Genomic DNA, 16,009 nt, shown 5'->3' on the forward strand with positions numbered 1-16,009 from the left:
TACGGGCATGGCCGAGAAGGTCGTCGTCATGGGGCAGGGCTACGTGGGCCTGCCGCTGGCCGTCGCCGCCGCGGAGCGCGGGTACGAGGTCGTCGGCTTCGAGGTCGACGAGGACCGGGTCAAGAAGCTCGCGGTGGGCGAGTCGTACGTCGGCGACGTGGACTCGGCGCGGCTGGCGGCGCTGCTGGACAGCGGGGCGTACCGGCCCACGATGGAGCCGGACGACCTCGCGGGCTTCGACCTCGCGGTGATCACCGTGCCCACCCCGATGCGCGACGGCCTGCCCGACCTGTCGTACATCGAGGCCGCCGGCACCACCCTGGCCCGCTGGCTGCGGCCGGGGGCGGCGGTCTCGCTGGAGTCGACGAGCTACCCCGGCACCACGGGCGACGTCCTCGCCCCGCTGCTGGAGCGGCTGTCCGGGCTGGCCGCCGGCACGGACTTCCACCTCGGCTACAGCCCGGAGCGCATCGATCCCGGCAACACCCGCTGGACGTTCACCACCACGCCGAAGGTCGTGGCCGGGGTGGACGAGCGCTCGCGCCGGCGGCTGACCGACTTCTACGGCTCGATCGTCGACGAGGTCGTCCCCGCCCCCACGATCCGCGTGGCCGAGATGGCGAAGGTGCTGGAGAACACCTTCAGGCACGTCAACATCGCCCTGGTCAACGAGCTGGCCATGCACGCAGAGGCGCTCGGCGTCGACGTCTGGGACGCGCTGGACATCGCCGCCACCAAGCCGTTCGGCTTCATGCGCTTCACCCCGGGCCCCGGGGTCGGCGGCCACTGCCTGCCCGTCGACCCGCTGTATCTGTCCTGGAAGGTCGAGCAGGATCTGAGCCGGCCGTTCCGGATGGTCGCGCTGGCCGACGAGTTGAACACCCAGATGCCCGAGTACGTGGTCCGCCGGCTCACCCGGGGCCTCGGCAGGCGCGGCCAGACGCTCCACGGCGCCCGCGTGCTGATGCTGGGGCTGGCGTACAAGCCGAACACCGGCGACGTACGGGAGTCGCCCGCGGTCCGCCTCGCCGAGAAGCTGCTCGCCGAGGGCGCCCACGTACGGGTCGCGGACCCGCTGGTCTCGGAGGACCCGGAGCTTGCGGGGCTGGTGCGGGTGGAGCTGTCGGACGAGGAGGTCGACGCGGCGCACGTCGTGCTGATCGCCACGGACCACGACGCCTTCGACTACGCGCATCTCGTCGAGACGGCCGGCTATGTCTTCGACTGCCGGCACCGGGTGCCGGCCGCCGCCCATGTGGAATCCCTCTGAACTCTCCCGCGGGATGCGGTCGATCGGAGTGGGCAGACGGTGCCGGAAGAGCGGATTCGCCCCCGGAAATGTTCCCGTGGGGCGAATTTCCGGAATCGAATACCGCGGTTCCGAATGCCGCCCCCGGCTTGCCGTGAACATGAAAAAAGCACCCTCGGCCCGACTCCGAAGGTGCTTTTCACCGACACGCGGATTCCGGGCTCCGCTAACCCTCTCTGCCGAAAGCGGCGGATGCCAGCGCATGCTGCTCAAGACGGGTCGACGGGAGGAGATCGAGGTGGGCCGCGGGGACCGCTTTTGTCAGATCGGGGCCGCGCGAGAGATCGTCCAATTCCGGGTCGCAGGTCAGCACCGCCTGCTGGAGATCCCGGATCATCGGCGAGGGTTCCAGGCCGAGTTCCTCACGGAGGGTCGTGCGCAACCGGTGGACGGCCTCCAGGGCCTGACTGCGCCGGCCGGACCGGTACATCGCCAGGATCAGCCGGGCCTGCAGGCTCTCCCGCGTCGGCAGCTTGGTGGTCAGCGAACTCAGCTCGCCGAGCACCTCCCGGTGCCGGCCGAGCCGCAGGTCGGCGTCGATGCGCTGCTCCTGGACGCTCATACGGTCCTCTTCCAGACCCACCGCGTACGCCCGCACCACCGGTCCGACCTGGACGTCCGCCAGGACGGAACCCTGCCACAACGCCAGCGCCCGGCCCAGCAGATCGGCCGCCGCCACGTCGTCGACGTACAGCTTCGCCCGACCGCGGGCGACGAGCGTGGCGAACGTGTACGTGTCCAGCTCGTCACCGCGCACCGTGAGGAGATAGCCGCCGTCGCGCGTCTCCAGGATCCGCCGGGCCGCCTGGAGACTGCCCACCCGCGGCACCCGGCGCAGGATGCGCCTGAGCTGCAGGATGTAGGACTGCACGGTCGAGAGCGCGGTGTTGGGCGGGGTGTTCTCCCAGAGCTCCTCGATGCACGTACGCGTCGAGACGACCTGGTTGGCGTTGAGCAGGAGCAAAGAAAGAAGTTGTCGTTGCTTGGGCGCCGTCGGGGTATAGGAACGCCCCTGTTCGTGCATGCGCAGTGGACCGAGTAATGAAAATTCCATCGCGCTCTCGAACCCTTCCGATAACTCGTGCATGTATGCGGAGGCTCGATCGGTGATCACTCCCCCGTGATATCCCTCTGAGACCTGACGGGAGCGTAACCGAACGCACGCTTCGGCACAAGCGGTGTCACAAGCCGTCCGCGTTACCGGGTCCGCTGCTCAGTGACGCCGGGTTCGGGAGCACAACTCGGTGCCAAGTCGCCCGCATTCGGTTCTCAAGCTGCACGCAAGGCGTACTTCAGCACGCGGTCATATACAGGCCGCGGCCGCACGGCGCGCATCGAAAAGGCGGCCTTTCGTCATCACGGCAATGGTCCGAAGGACACCTCCATGTCCGGCTTCAGACCGAGTTCGCTGCCGGTGACGGTCGCGTCGACCGCGATGAGGATGTTGTAGTGGTTCGGGAAGTGGCAGGAGTCGAAGCCGAGCACGGAGCCGACCCGCTTGCCGTCGATCAGCACCGGGTCGCCCCGGTCGAGGACGCCGGCGCCGGCGATCTCCACGAAGCCGAGGAACCCGACCCGGTCCACGCGCGCGCCCGTCGTGGTGTCGTGCTGGTCGGTGGTGACGAGTTCGTGCACCTCGCCGCGGCGGACGCAGCGGCTGGCCCACTCGTCCACGGACATCCCGCGGTCCTCGCGGCGGTGGATGAGGATCTTCACCAGCCGGCCCGGGACCGCCACCTTGTCGCCGTCCTCCTGCGGGTTCACCGGGCCGCCCCCGTCGTCGTCGGCTCGCCGGCCGGGCTTTCCCTGCGGTAGATCTCGGCGACCAGTTCCAGCGCCGCGAGCCCGCCCTCGGCGCGGTCCTCCCCGGCGCGTACGGCCTGCGCGAAGTCCGCGACGATGCCGCGGTACTCGTGCCACAGCGACTGCTTGAACTCCGGGTAGCCGTCGAGCATGTCAGCGCTGTGCAGCGAGCCGTCGGTGAGCCGGACCGTGACGTCCTTGCGCTCGCCCTCGTACGACCAGTCCAGCTCCACCCGGCCGCGGGCGCCGGAGGCCGCGGTCAGCGACACCCGTGCCTGCCGGTCGGTGCCGGCCCCGTCGCGCACCACCTCGGCCGACTCCAGCTCGACCGGGCCGAGGAACTGGCGCACGGTGTCGAAGGCGTTGGGCCCGTTGTCCGCCACACAGCCGCCGCCGCAGCGGACGGCGTCCAGGTACCAGGCGTCGGCGCCGGCGTGCTCCTCGATCTTCTCCAGGTAGCGCACGACCATCCACTCGATGCCGACGCCCGGCGGGATGGCCTCCAGCAGCGCCAGCGCGTTGCCGTTGTAGCGCCGGTGGAAGGCGGTGAAGAGCACGACGTCGCGGGCGCGGGCTTCGCGTACCAGCGCGCGGCCGTCCGACAGCCTGGTGGCCAGCGGCTTTTCCACGCACACCGGCAGCCCGGCGGCGATCAGGTCCCCGCACACCGACGCGTGCGCGTCGTTGGGCACGTTGACGACGGCGGCGTCCAGGCCGCCGGCCGCGAGCAGTTCCCCGTGGCCGGTGAAGCAGGGGACGCGGTCGCGGTACGGGGCCAGCGCCTCGTCCCGCAGGTCGCACACCGCGGCGAGTTCGACCCCGGGCACCTCCTCCAGCGCCGCGGCGTAGAAGCGGGAGATGACGCCCAGGCCGATCAGCCCGATGCGCAGCGGCGGGGTCGTGTCGTCACCGGTCATTGCGGTCTCCCTCCGGGAGCTTCAGCCCCAGGTCGTCGGCGACGGAGCGCAGTTCGCCGAGGAGCGCGTCCGCCACGGGCACGCCGTCGGCCAGCGCCGCGGCCTTCAGGTCCGCCTCCCGGCAGCCGGGGTAGACGACCTTGTCGGTCCCCGGCAGCGTGGGGCTGCCGGTGAGGGCGGCGAAGAGCCCGGCCGCCTGGCGGGTGAAGTCCTCCTCGGGGCGGAGCGCGCCGGGCGCGACGGCGAGGACGAAGAAACCGATGTCGTCGTCCCGGCCGCTCGGGCCGCCGGTGCCGGCGTACGCCTCGGGGTCGGGGCCGAGCCCGGCGCCGGGCACCAGCGCGGCCAGCACTTCGACCAGCAGCGCGAGGCCGTAGCCCTTGTAGCCGCCGGTCTCCGGGTGGCCGCCGAGGAACAGCGGGAAGCCCTCGCCGCGGTCGAGCGCGTGCGGGTCCGTCACCCAGCGGCCCTCGGCGTCCTCCAGCCAGCCCTCGGGTATGGCCCGGCCGGCCCGCGCCGCCTCGCGCACCTTGCCGGTGGGGGCGACGGTGGTGCTCATGTCGAGCACGAACGGCGCCTGTCCCGGGCCCGCCGGGGCGGCGGCGGCGAGCGGGTTGGTGCCGAGCATCGCGACCCGGCCGCCCGGCGGGCGGGCGATGCGCTGCCGGCCGCAGTTGGAGGCGACCAGCCCGATCATGCCGTGCTCGACCGCGCGGGTGGCGTGGAAGCCGGCGCAGCCCAGGTGGGTCGCGTCGCGTACGGACACCATGCCGATCCCGTACTGCCCGGCCCGCTCGGCGGCGAGGTCCATGGCCTCCGCGGCGGCCCACAGGCCCAGGCCCTTCCGGGAGTCGAGCAGCACGGTGGCGCCGCGGTCGGCGAGCACGTCGGGCTCGGCGGCGGGCGCGATGCGGCCGGAGGTGAAGAGCGGCAGGTAGAGGCGGGTGAGGTTGGCGAGACCGTGGGAGCGCATGCCGACCAGGTCGCCGTAGACGAGGGCTTCCGCGGCGGTACGGGCCCTGGCCTCGGGAACGGCGTGGGCCTGGAAGACCTCGGTGGTGAAGTCGGTCAACTGGTGGTACGGCAGCAGGGTCATGACGATCCGTTCGTAGCGGAGGCGAAGGCGGCCACCAGGGACGCGACGCCGTCGGCGTAGTGCTCCAGGTCGGGGACGTCGACGTATTCGTCCGCGGCGTGGGCGCCGTTGGCGTCGAGGTCTCCGGGGCCGTAGACGACCGTGTGCGCGTGCGGCAGGGCGTGGGCCCAGATGGCGTCGCAGGTGCAGGCGGGTGCGTCCGGCGGGGCGTACTCAAGCCCGGCGCCGGTCAGCACCCGCTCCGCCCAGGGGTCGCGGCTGTCGAGCGCGGGCAGGCCGCGCTTGAGCCACGCCAGCCGGGTGATCCGGCGGGCGTCCCGGGCGGTGCGGGCGAAGTCCGGCAGCCCGCCGAAGACGGCGGCGAACTGGTCGATGCCGGCGGTCAGTTCGCGCTCCAGCGCCTCCTCCTGCGCCCGGCCGGCCGCCGCGGTGCGGTACGCCAGGTTCAGCAGCAGCGCACCGGTGCCGTAGACCTTGTTGTGCGCGGCGCCGGTGTGCAGCCCGGCGATGCAGACCCGGCCCTCGGCCACCGCGCCGGGCAGCCTGCGGGCCAGGTGCTGGGCGAGGAAGCCGAGGAGTACGGAGGCGTTGTGGCCGGCCTCGGGGTGGTCGTCGATGGAGTCGGCGCCGGCGACGGCGATACGCGCGGTGGCCGCCGCGGTGGCGCGGGGCACGAGCAGCCCGCGGGTCGGCTCGCAGAACACGTTGATGCGCCCCGTCCAGCCCTGCTCCACCAGCGGCCGGGTGCCGAAGACGCCCATGGCGCCGCCCTCTTCGCCGGCCACCGCCTGGACGAGCAGGCCCACCTCGGTGCCGAGCGCCGGCACCCGGGCGATCGCCGCCCGCAGCCCGGCGAGCAGCGCGACCGCGGGACCCTTGGCGTCGACGGCCCCGCGGCCGTGGAAGCGGTCGCCGGCCAGGTGCGGCGGCTTGCCGCCGGCGACCGTGTCGAGGTGCACGTTGAACATCAGGGTGCGCGCCCGCGGCAGCGCGGGGCCGAGCCGCAGCACCAGGCTCGGCTGGCTGTCGAGGAACCCGTCGACCCGCCGCGCCATCTCGCGCACCTGCGCGGGCACGTCGGGCCGGTCCAGCCACTCGGGGCCGGGCGCGGCGTGGTACGCCACCTCGAAGCCCAGTTCGGCGGCGGCCCTGGCGTACAGCGTCTGCGCCTCGCGCAGCCGCGGCGGCTCCGCGTCCGGACCGGTCTCCATCGGCCCGGCGGTCGGTAACCCGACCAGGTCGAGCAGCAGGTCGCGGTCCGCCCGCGACAGCCGTACCGGCGCCGCCGTCATACGGCCACCTTGCCGATGCGGGCGAGCAGGTCCTCCAGCGCCCGGCCGCAGGCGACGAAGGCGGCGCGGGTCTCGTCGTCGCCGGCGGTCGCGGACTCGTGCGGGCGCACCTTGACGTGCGGCTCGATGGACAGCGCACCGGTGTAGCCGCGGTCGATCAGGTGCCGCAGGCAGTCCAGGACGCGGCACTCGCCGTGTCCCGGCAGCGTGTAGCGGATCTCGTCGCCCTCGACGACCGCGTCCTTGATCTGGACGTGCTCGATCCACGGCGTGAGCCGGGGCAGCAGGTCGTACGCGCGGTAGCCGTACGCGGGCCCGTTGCCGGTGTCGAAGACCAGGCGCAGCGCGGGGCTGTCGACGTACCGCAGGAGCTGGAGCATGCGCTCCGCGCTGGCGCCGGCCCAGCCGGCGCAGTTCTCGTGCAGCAGCACGAGCCCGGCGCGCTCGGCGCGCTCGGCGAGGACCGCCATGCGCCGCAGGACGACGGCGCGCCAGGCGCGGGGGCTCAGCCCGTCGTTGGGGTACGACATGACGCGGACGTACCGGGTGCCCAGCGTGGCGCAGCGCCCGGCGAGGACGTCCAGCTCGCGCAGGTCGTCGTCGAAGTCGCCGGTGACGGGGCGGGCCCAGTTGGCGATCCGGGAGTCCACGCAGTGCACGCGCAGCCCGGCGGCGTGCACCGAGCGGGCCAGGTCGGCGAAGGCGGCGTCGCCGAGGTCCGCGAGCGCGATGCCGTCCACGGACCGCAGTTCGATCAGCGGCCAGCCCAGCTCGTTCAGGGCGGCGGTCTGGACCGCCGCCGGGGCGCCCGCCTCGTCGCCGATACCGCAGAGCGGGAGGATGTCAGCCGGCATCACGTGTCTCCGTCCTCAAGCCGGACATGTGCTTGGCCGCGTCGAGCAGCCGGACGACCCGCATCTGACGCTCCACCCGCTGGTCCAGCACGGTGTCGTCGCGGTCGTCACCGGCGAGGTGCCGGTAGGTGTCGAGCAGGCAGGCGTCGAGGGCGAGGTCCGGGAACACCGACTCCTCCCGGGGGCCGTCCACGGGTCCCGCGCTCAGGTGGGCGTAGTGGTCCTCGCTGCCCACGGGGTAGTGGCCGACCACCCGGCCGGACGCGAAGTCCAGCTCGATACGGCGCTCGCGGCACGGCGAGGTGAGGTCGCACTCCAGCCGGCTCACCACCCCGGAGTGGTGCCGCAGCGTCATCTCGGCCCCGCCCATGCCCGGCACCCGCCGGCCGCCGACGTCCACGTCGGTGAGGGCGGCGCCGGTGACGTCGGCGTCGCCGGCCAGCCGCAGCACCACGCCGAGGGCGTGCGGCGGCTCCACGTCGAACGCCGTGCGGTGACCGGTGCTGTGGAGGGTGCGGTGGATACGGGGCTTGTGCTGCCGGATGCCGATGTGCCGCAGCGCGCCGAAGCGGCCGCTCTCGACGAGGGCCGCGAGCCGTTCGGTGAGCGTGCTGTGCAGCCACGGCGCGACGACGGCCATCCGCAGCCCGTACTTCTCCCGGACCGACGCCAGTTCGGCCAGCGCCCCGGCCGTCTCCGCGAGCGGCTTTTCCACCAGGACGTTGACGAACCCCAGCTCGCCGAGGGCGGCCAGCACGCCGGCCCGCTCGCCGGGCGGGGTGCACACGTGCACCAGCGTCGCCGCCGGGTCGAGCCGCAGCCGGGCCGCGGCCGGCGAGCCGACCGTCTCGATCTCCGGGTCGTCGCCCCCGCCGCCGGCCGGCCGCAGGTCGTACCCGAGCGGCGGCGCCGCGGAGAACAGCTCGGGGAACCGGCGCCGCAGCCGCAGCAGCACCGGCAGATGGAGCTCCCGGCCGGAGCGTCCCAATCCGACGATGAAAGTACGCAACACCGCATCCCTTACGTTCGTCCGTCCCGTACGAAAGCGAGGCATCTCAGGCTACGGCGGGAAGCGGAACCCGGCGGTGGCAGATATCTGCCGTCCCGTACCGCGCGGGGACATGGAGTTGCCATGGCCGCCGGCAATTCCCGCTCCTACGCTCCCAACGCGAAACCGGATTATCTCTGGGGGCGCGTGTGTCCAACTCAGTACAGGCTGCGAAGCGTTATGTCTTCGATCCGCTGTGGGAGCAGGAGACCGAACGGCTGCTGACCAACGAGGCGATCTGGGATCCCGGTACGAGCGAACGGCTCGACCGGCTCGGCGTGGCCGAGGGCTGGTCCGTACTGGAGGTGGGCGCCGGTCACGGCGGCACCGCGGAGCGGCTCGCCGAACTCGTCGGCCCCACCGGCCTGGTCACGGCGGCCGACCTGGAGACCGGCCGCCTGACGCGGCTGAAGGACCAGGGCATCGAGGTGCTCCAGGTCGACATCACGACCGACGACCTGCCCGCCGGGCGCTACGACCTGGTGCACTCCCGCATGCTCGTCCAGCACCTGCCCGACCGCCCCGCCGCGGTCCGCAGGATGGTCGCCGCCCTCAAGCCCGGCGGCTGGCTGTTCCTGGAGGACACCGACTCGCTGCCGCTCTTCCGCAGCGTGGTCTCCGAGGACTTCCTCCAGGACGTCCGCCGGGCCGGCTACGGGCTGATGCGCGAGTCGGGGCACGAGCCCCGCGGCGGCCACTTCGACCTCCAGGCGGCGCTGGAGTGCGGCCTGGAGGACGTGTCCGCGGAGGGCCGGACGGTGATGATGCAGGGCGGCTCGCCGCAGGCCCGGCACTACCAGCTCTGGCTGGAGTTCATGCGCCCGCGGATCACCGGCGCCGGGCTCCTCGACGACGCGCGCATCGACGCCGCCCTGGCGGAGATGGCCGACCCGGCGAACCGCTGGCTGAGCCAGATCCTCATCTCCACCTACGGCCGCCGGCCGCGCTGAGGGGCGGCGACGTGACCGTAGCCGAATCCCCTCGTCCGGACGCGCCGAGCCGGCTGAAGGCGTACACCGTCCTCGGCAAGCTCGCCTTCTACGACTACTACCTCGCCGCGTTCGTCGTCGTCGCCGCGCTGCCCGCGTCCCGGCTCGACGACCCGGGCAGCTACGTGACCCTGGTGCTGTACTTCGCCGGCTACGTCGGCGTCGTCGCCGCCACCGTGGCGCTGGACGACGTCACCGGCATCCGCGACGGCAGCGACGAGCGCAACTACTCGCCGGACCAGGGCGCGCTGCGCGACCGCTCGCGCAAGCCGCTGCTCAGCGGCGCGCTGACCGTACGGCAGGCGGAGCGCTTCGGCTGGGCCGCGGCGCTGTGGGGCCTCGCCCTGTGGACACTGACCTGTGCCACGGCGCCGGACCCGCCGCTCTGGGCGGCCGTCGTGCTGCTGGCGGTGCTGCTGAGCAACGTCCAGTACTCGTACGGCCTGAAGGTGAGCTACCGCGGCGGGCAGGAACTGGTGCTGCTCACCCCGGGGCTGGCGGTGCTGCTGCCGTTCGCGCTCATCGACGGCTCCGGCAGCGGGCTGATCGTGGTCGAGACGATACTGGTGGGGCTCTGGAGCCTGCTGGTGTCGATCTACTCCAACATTAACGACGTCGAGGGCGACCGCCTGGCCGGCCGCCGCAACCTGGCGACGCTCACCACCGCCGCCGGCTACCGCCGCGTCGTCGTGGCGGTGCACGTGCTGGAGCCGCTGACGGTGGCCGTGGGCATCGCGGTCGGCGCCGTGCCCCTGTGGTTCGTGCTCCCGATGCTCCCGCTGTACGCCATGCGCGTGGTGCAGGCCCGCTCGGGCCTCGCGCGCGGTGAGGTGCTGCGGGCCAGGCTGCTCGGCATCAGGCTGCACCGGTGGGGCGTGCCGGTGCTGATCGGCCTCAACCTGCTCGTCGAACACGCCTGACCGGAGCGCTCCTTGACCCCTGATGCGGCACCCGCGGCGAAGCGACGGCCGGCCCTCACCGTCTCGACGGTGGTGGCCGGCGTCGTCGTGGTGGTGGTCTCGTACACCGGCCCGGTGGCCGTGGTGCTGCAGGCCGCGCGGGCCGGGGACCTCGGCGCGGGCCAACTGGAGTCGTGGCTCTGGGCGCTGTCCCTGGGCAGCGGCCTGACGTGCGTGCTGCTGAGTCTGGTGCACCGCGCGCCGGTGCTGACCGCGTGGTCGACGCCGGGCGCGGCGCTGCTGGTCACGGCGCTGGCCACGCACTCCTTCGCCGAGGCGGTGGGCGCGTACGTGATCGCCGCGGTGCTCACCGTGCTGCTCGGCCTCAGCCGGCTGTTCGGCACGCTGATGCGGCTGCTGCCACCGGAGATCGCGGCGGCCACGCTCGCGGGCATCCTGCTGGAGTTCGGGCTGCGGCTGTTCCGTACCGCGGAGGGCGACCTGGCGCTGGTCGTCCTCATGCTCGCCGCGTATCTCGCGGGACGCCGCTTCGCCGGCTCCTGGGCCACCGCGCTCGCGCTGCTCACCGGCTGCGCCTGGACCGCGGCCACCGGCGGCTTCGGCACCTGGTCGGGCGAGGTGAGCGTGGCCGTACCGGAGTTCACCGCGCCGGAGTTCACCGTGGACGCCGCGGTGGGCATCGCGCTGCCGCTGTTCCTGGTCACTATGGCCTCGCAGAACGCCCCCGGACTCGCCGTGCTCAACGCCGCGGGCTACCGGCCGGACCCGGACCGCCTGGTCACCTCGACCGGCGCCGCCTGGCTGGCGCTGGCCCCGTTCGGGGCGCACGCCCTCAACCTCGCCGCGATCACCGCGGCCATCTGCAGCGGCCCCTCGGCCCATCCGGACCCGGAGCGGCGGTACGGGGCCGGGGTGGCGGCCGGCGTGGGCTACCTCGTCGTCGGGGTCTTCGGCTCGACGTTCCTCGCCCTCTTCGCCGTGCTCCCGGCCGCGCTGGTGGCGGCCATCGCGGGGATCGCGCTGCTGGGCGCGACCGGCGGCGCACTGGCCGCGGCGACGCGCGACGCGAGCCGGCTCGACAGTGCGCTCGTCGCGTTCCTCGTCACCGCCTCGGGCGTCGAACTCCTCGGCGTCGGGGCGGCGTTCTGGGGGCTGCTGGCCGGGGTTCTCACGCACCTGGCGCTGCACCGGCGGCCACGTGGCAAGGATTCCGGATGAAGGGCGTCACGCCGGCCGGTGTGTTGTCAAAAGAACGGTCGAGGAAGACGACCGGGCTGCGGAATTCGGTGCGCCGGTCGAATAACTCACCTTTTGTTCGGCGGATTCGGCCGAATGCACACACGTCAGCCTACGCGCGCGCAGCCGCCGGTGGCATGGCAATGGCCATGGCAGCCGTACCCCGCCGGGCTAGCAAGAATCAGCCGCTGTCCCGCGTCTGCCGGGCGCATTCAGGATGACTAGCCAGACCCGCGACGCCCCGGCCCCGCGCACCGGGAATGAACTCCCCGGAGAGGGAGGTCCTTTGATGAGCGAGAAGTCACTCGTGGTGGGCGTCGTCGGCGCCGGGCCGCGCGGCCTGGCGGTCGTCGAGCGGCTCGCCGCGCACGCCGGGCGGCTCGCCGCGGGACGCGCGGTGACCGTCCATCTGATCGACCCGGAGCCGGCCGGCGCGGGCCGGGAGTGGCGCACCGGACAGGACCGCTCGCTGCTGCTGGACACGGTGGCCGGGCGGGTGACTGCGTTCGCCGGCGAGGGCGTCGCGACGGCGGGCACGCCGCAGCGCCGCGGGCCCGGTCTGTACGAGTGGGCGAGGGCGCTGGCCGGGTCCGGCGCCACCGGCGCGGACGCCGCGGAGGCGCGCGGTCTCGGCCCGGACTCGTATCCGACCCGGGCGCTGGCGGGCGGCTACTTCCGCTGGGTGTTCCGGCAGGTCGCGGTGGCGGCCGCGGAGTCCGTCGCGCTGCGGGTGCACGCGACGCGCGCGGTGGCGCTCGACGACGGGCCCGGCGGCACCCAGGAGATCCTGCTCGCCGGCGGCCGGCGGCTGACCGGCCTCGACGCCGTGGTGCTCGCGCAGGGCCGGGTGCCGGTGCGGCCGACCGCGCAGGAGCGCGGGTACGCCGCCTTCGCCGCCGAGTTCGGGCTCGTCTACCTCGCCCCGGCCCACCCGGCGGACGCCGACCTGAGCGCGGTCGCCCCCGGCGAGCCGGTCGTCCTGCGCGGCCTCGGGCTGAACTTCTTCGACTACCTGACGCTGCTGACCACCGGGCGCGGCGGCAGGTTCGACCGCGACCGGGACGGCCGGGTCACCTACCGGCCGTCGGGACGCGAGCCGCGCGTCCTGTGCGGCGCCCGCCGCGGGGTCCCGTACGGGACGGGCGACGGGCACCGCAACGGCGGCGGCGGCGGCGGCGGAAAGATACCGCGGGTGTTCACCGAGGAGCTGACCGCCCGGCTGCGCGCGCAGCGCGACGGGCCGCTCGACTTCCCCGGGTCCCTGTGGCCGCTCATCGCCCGGGAGATGGAGTCCGCGTACTACACCGCGCTGCTCCCCGGGCGCGAGGGGCCCGGGCGGGCACCGGAGCTGCCGGGGCTCCGCGCGGCCGCCGGTGCCCGTGCGGGCACCGGGGGCGGGCCGGTCGAGGCCGCCCTCGACGTGCTGCACGACCTGCGCGACGAGGTCCGCCTCGCGGCCGACCACGCGGGCCTGGACGGCGAGTCGCGCCGCCGCGACCTCGACGGCTGGTTCACACCGCTGGGCACCTACCTCTCCCTCGGCCCGCCCGCGCGGCGGACCGAGGAGCTGATCGCGCTGGTCCACGCGGGCGTGGTACGGATCGTCGGCCCGGCGATGCAGGTGGCCGCCGACCGGGACGCGGGCATGTTCGCCTGCGAGTCGCCGCGGGCGAGCGGCTCGCGCGAGACCGCCCGCGTGCTCATCGAGGGCCGGCTGCCCGGCGTCGACCTGCGCCGCACCGCGGACCCGCTGCTGCGGCACCTGCTCGCGACCGGGCAGTGCCGCCCGTACGAGCTGGGCCCCGGCAGGACGGGCTACGTCGCGGGCGGACTCGCCGTCACCGGGCGGCCGTTCCACGTCGTCGGCGGCGACGGGGTGCCGCACCCGCGGCGGTTCGCCGTGGGCGTGCCCCGGGAGTCCGCGCACGGGGTCACGGCGGCCGCGATCCGCCCGGCGGCGGGCCCGGCGACGCTCACCGACACCGACGCCATCGCCCGCGCCGTCCTGGCCCCGGCCGGACCGCTCCCGCGGGAACGTGACGACCACCGGGAGCGCCGGGCCGAAGAAGCGCGGCGGAGCTGAGCCCGGGCGCCGGGCACCACCACCGCGCGGGGGTGCCCGTCGCCCGGACGGGGACCGGCGGTCTGCGTCGTACGGCTCGGCACGCCCGGGCTGCCGGGCGCGGAGGTGAGGCGGGCCCGTCCGGTGTGAAGGGGCATCTCGGTAGGTCCGGACGGACCCGCTGCCTGCGGGTGGGTGGTGGGGAGTTCAGCCCGGGAGCCGGGCGGCGGCGCGACCCTGCACGATGCGCGCCACATGCACCCGGGACGGGCAGTCGAGCCGTTGCATGACCTGCCGCAGGTGGTTGACCACCGTCCACTCGGACAGTTCCAGCGCGCGGGCGATCTGCCGGTTCGTCATCCCCTCGGCCACCAGCTCGGCCACCTGGAGCTGGCGGTGCGTCAGCCGCTCCAGTCCGCCCGCGGGGGCGGCCTCGGCCTCCTCCCGCACGGCTTCCGCCAGGACGGTGCGCGCGGTGAGGAGCACGCCCCTGGGGTCGGCGGCGGCCGGCTCCGGTGCGCCCGGGGGCACGTCGTCGCCCAGCGGCGGGAGCCGGTCCGCCAGCGCACACAGCCGCCGGTGCGCCTCGCCGCCGGCGGGCACCGTCCCGGCCGCGGCGGTCAGCACCGCGTGGACGTCCCGTACCGGAGCGGCGTGCGCGAGCAGCAGCTCCACCGCCTCCCCGGCGCCCGCCCGGGCCCGGACGTCGCCGCGCTGCGCCCGTGCCAGCGCGGCCAGCGTCAGCGCCGCGTGCCGCGGCTCGCCGAGGTCCAGCAGCCCGCGCGCCGCCTTCACCAGCGGCTCTTCCGGCTGCCGCCGGCCGACGGCGGTACGCGCGGCGGCGAGGGTGCGCAGTGCGCGGGCGGCGGTGACGGCGTTGCCCGGGGGGCGCTTGCCGGCGAGGGCGCACTCGGCCTGCTGGAGGGCGCCGGCGGCGTCGCCGCGGCCGAGCAGCAGTTCGGCGCGGAGCGCCGCGGCCCGGGCGGTGGCGTCACGGCCGCGGCCGAGGCTTTCGACGTACACCTCGGCGCGCGCCCAGTCGCCTTCCGTCAGCGCCCAGCGGGCGGCGGCCTCCGTGGCCTCGGCCGCCTCGGCGCCCTTGAGCGCCGGGAGGGAGCCGTCGAGCAGCGCGCCGACGACGCCGAGGAGGTCGTGTACGGTCCACGCCTCCTCCAGCGCCAGCAGCATCCGGGCGACGGACGAGTGGTCGCCGGCCTCCTGGTTCAGCCGGGCGATCGCGCACAGGTCGGGCGTGCGCTCGGCGACCAGTTCCAGCCAGTACCCGCGCTCCTGCGGCATCCGCAGCCCCTGCCGGGCCTGGAGCGCGAACTCCAGCGTGTGCGCGGCGTGCCGCGCCCGGGTGGCCGCCAGGTCCGCGGGGTCCGCGGCCAGCCGCGCGCGGTAGTAGTGGCGGGTGGCGCGGAACATCCGGAACTCCGGCTCCGCACCCTCGCGTTTGACGCTGTGCAGCAGGCTCTTGCGGACGAGCGCGTCCAGGCCCCGCACGGTCTCCGCCCAGTTGAGGCCCGCGACCTGCTGGGCCACGGCCAGGTCGAACGCGGCCTCGCAGACCGAGAGGCGGCGCAGCAGTTGCAGCTCGCCTGCGGTGAGCGCCCCGTCGCCCCAGGAGAGCGCGGCGTTCATCGAGCCGTGCCGGGAGGGGACGTCCACCAGCCGCCTGCTGTAGAGCTGTTCCCCGTCGCGCAGGCGCTGGAGCATGCTGCGCGGGCTGAGGGCGCCGACCGAGCGCGCGGCCTCCTCCACCGCCAGCGGCACGCCCTCCAGGAGCGCGCAGATCTCCGCGATGCTGTCGCGGTCCGCGGCGGACGTGGCCGCCCAGCGGTAGTGCGGCTGGAGGCGGGCGTCGAACAGCCGCGCCGCGTCGGAGCCCGCGGACGGGCCTGCCGCGCCGGCCGCGCCGGTGGCCAGCGGGCCGAGCGGGAAGATCCGCTCGGCGTGGATGTCGAGCGCGACCCGGCTGGTGAACACCACGCACAGCCTGGGGATGCGCCGCAGCAGCGCGGCGATGTCCCCCGCGACGGCGGGGGCGGCCAGGTCGCCGTTGTCGAGGACGAGCAGCAGCTCGCGGTCGGCGGCGCGGTCGACGAGCGCCGTCCAGGCCGCCTCCCGGGCGTCGCCGTCCGACGGCCGGCCGAGTGCCGCCGCGACCCGGGCCCAGACGCCGTCCGCGTCGGCGGCGGCGGCCAGTTCCACGCTCACCGCGGCGACGGGGTCCGTGCCCGTACGGTCCGCCAGCGCGGCGCGGACGAGGGCGCTCTTGCCCACGCCCGCCAGACCGGTGACCGTGAGCAGCCGGCAGCCCGGGGCCGTGAGCCTGGCCCGGAGGTCGGCGATCTCCTGCTCCCGGCCGATCAGGGTGTCGTGGAGCGCGGGGGCTCCGTCGTGATCGAGGTCGCCGGACCACTCGCCCGGTACCGTGCAGCGGGTAAGTTCCACGAGAATGCTCACCAGATTGCCCCCTT

13 protein-coding genes are annotated in these 16,009 nt (G+C 74.4%); 5 read left to right on the forward strand and 8 right to left on the reverse strand.

Annotated elements, in window-relative coordinates; translation table 11 throughout:
* Positions 1–7 precede the first annotated feature (7 nt).
* Complete coding sequence (locus ABGA99_RS21760; RefSeq protein ID WP_347577871.1) at positions 8–1,270, forward strand: nucleotide sugar dehydrogenase; 1,263 nt, start codon at positions 8–10, stop codon at positions 1,268–1,270.
* 205 nt (positions 1,271–1,475) lie between these two features.
* Here ABGA99_RS21760 and ABGA99_RS21765 read toward each other — a convergent pair whose 3' ends face one another.
* From ABGA99_RS21765 to ABGA99_RS21795, 7 genes are all read right to left on the reverse strand, one after another.
* On the reverse strand, positions 1,476–2,396 hold the full coding sequence (locus tag ABGA99_RS21765) for an AfsR/SARP family transcriptional regulator (protein WP_347577872.1): 921 nt from the start codon (positions 2,394–2,396) through the stop codon (positions 1,476–1,478).
* 269 nt (positions 2,397–2,665) lie between these two features.
* Positions 2,666–3,073 (reverse strand): hypothetical protein, encoded by a 408-nt coding sequence (locus ABGA99_RS21770; protein ID WP_347577873.1) that lies wholly within the window; start codon positions 3,071–3,073, stop codon positions 2,666–2,668.
* Complete coding sequence (locus tag ABGA99_RS21775) at positions 3,070–4,029, reverse strand: Gfo/Idh/MocA family oxidoreductase (protein WP_347577874.1); 960 nt, start codon at positions 4,027–4,029, stop codon at positions 3,070–3,072. The genes ABGA99_RS21770 and ABGA99_RS21775 overlap by 4 nt, the downstream gene beginning before the upstream one ends.
* A complete protein-coding gene (locus ABGA99_RS21780) occupies positions 4,019–5,125 on the reverse strand; it encodes an Ldh family oxidoreductase (protein WP_347577875.1) in 1,107 nt (368 codons plus the stop codon). The genes ABGA99_RS21775 and ABGA99_RS21780 overlap by 11 nt, the downstream gene beginning before the upstream one ends.
* Positions 5,122–6,417: a M20/M25/M40 family metallo-hydrolase gene (locus tag ABGA99_RS21785; protein WP_347577876.1), complete on the reverse strand. Its 1,296-nt coding sequence runs from the start codon at positions 6,415–6,417 to the stop codon at positions 5,122–5,124. Before ABGA99_RS21785 ends, ABGA99_RS21780 begins: the two co-directional genes overlap by 4 nt.
* Positions 6,414–7,271: a sugar phosphate isomerase/epimerase family protein gene (locus ABGA99_RS21790; RefSeq protein ID WP_347577877.1), complete on the reverse strand. Its 858-nt coding sequence runs from the start codon at positions 7,269–7,271 to the stop codon at positions 6,414–6,416. The genes ABGA99_RS21785 and ABGA99_RS21790 overlap by 4 nt, the downstream gene beginning before the upstream one ends.
* Entirely contained in the window at positions 7,261–8,325 is a 1,065-nt protein-coding gene (locus ABGA99_RS21795) for a Gfo/Idh/MocA family oxidoreductase (RefSeq protein WP_347577878.1), read from the reverse strand. The genes ABGA99_RS21790 and ABGA99_RS21795 overlap by 11 nt, the downstream gene beginning before the upstream one ends.
* 143 nt (positions 8,326–8,468) lie before the next feature.
* On the opposite strand from ABGA99_RS21795, the gene ABGA99_RS21800 reads away from it, so the two are divergent.
* The 4 genes from ABGA99_RS21800 (at position 8,469) to ABGA99_RS21815 (ending at position 13,547) form a co-directional block, all read left to right on the forward strand.
* A complete protein-coding gene (locus tag ABGA99_RS21800; RefSeq protein WP_347577879.1) occupies positions 8,469–9,269 on the forward strand; it encodes a methyltransferase domain-containing protein in 801 nt (266 codons plus the stop codon).
* Between the two features lie 11 nt (positions 9,270–9,280).
* Positions 9,281–10,228 carry a UbiA family prenyltransferase gene (locus tag ABGA99_RS21805; RefSeq protein WP_347577880.1) on the forward strand — a complete coding sequence of 316 codons (948 nt, stop codon included), beginning with the start codon at positions 9,281–9,283 and terminating at the stop codon, positions 10,226–10,228.
* 12 nt (positions 10,229–10,240) lie between these two features.
* The gene (locus ABGA99_RS21810) at positions 10,241–11,446 is read left to right on the forward strand and encodes a benzoate/H(+) symporter BenE family transporter (protein ID WP_347577881.1); all 1,206 of its coding nucleotides are present in this window, start codon (positions 10,241–10,243) and stop codon (positions 11,444–11,446) included.
* A gap of 307 nt (positions 11,447–11,753) precedes the next feature.
* Positions 11,754–13,547, forward strand: coding sequence for an FAD/NAD(P)-binding protein (locus ABGA99_RS21815; RefSeq protein WP_347583242.1), 1,794 nt, complete (start codon positions 11,754–11,756; stop codon positions 13,545–13,547).
* A gap of 186 nt (positions 13,548–13,733) precedes the next feature.
* Here ABGA99_RS21815 and ABGA99_RS21820 read toward each other — a convergent pair whose 3' ends face one another.
* Positions 13,734–15,995, reverse strand: coding sequence for a LuxR C-terminal-related transcriptional regulator (locus tag ABGA99_RS21820; protein WP_347583243.1), 2,262 nt, complete (start codon positions 15,993–15,995; stop codon positions 13,734–13,736).
* Between the last annotated feature and the right edge of the window lie 14 nt (positions 15,996–16,009).

The organism is Streptomyces sp. B5E4, assembly GCF_039871555.1.
GTDB lineage: Bacteria > Actinomycetota > Actinomycetes > Streptomycetales > Streptomycetaceae > Streptomyces.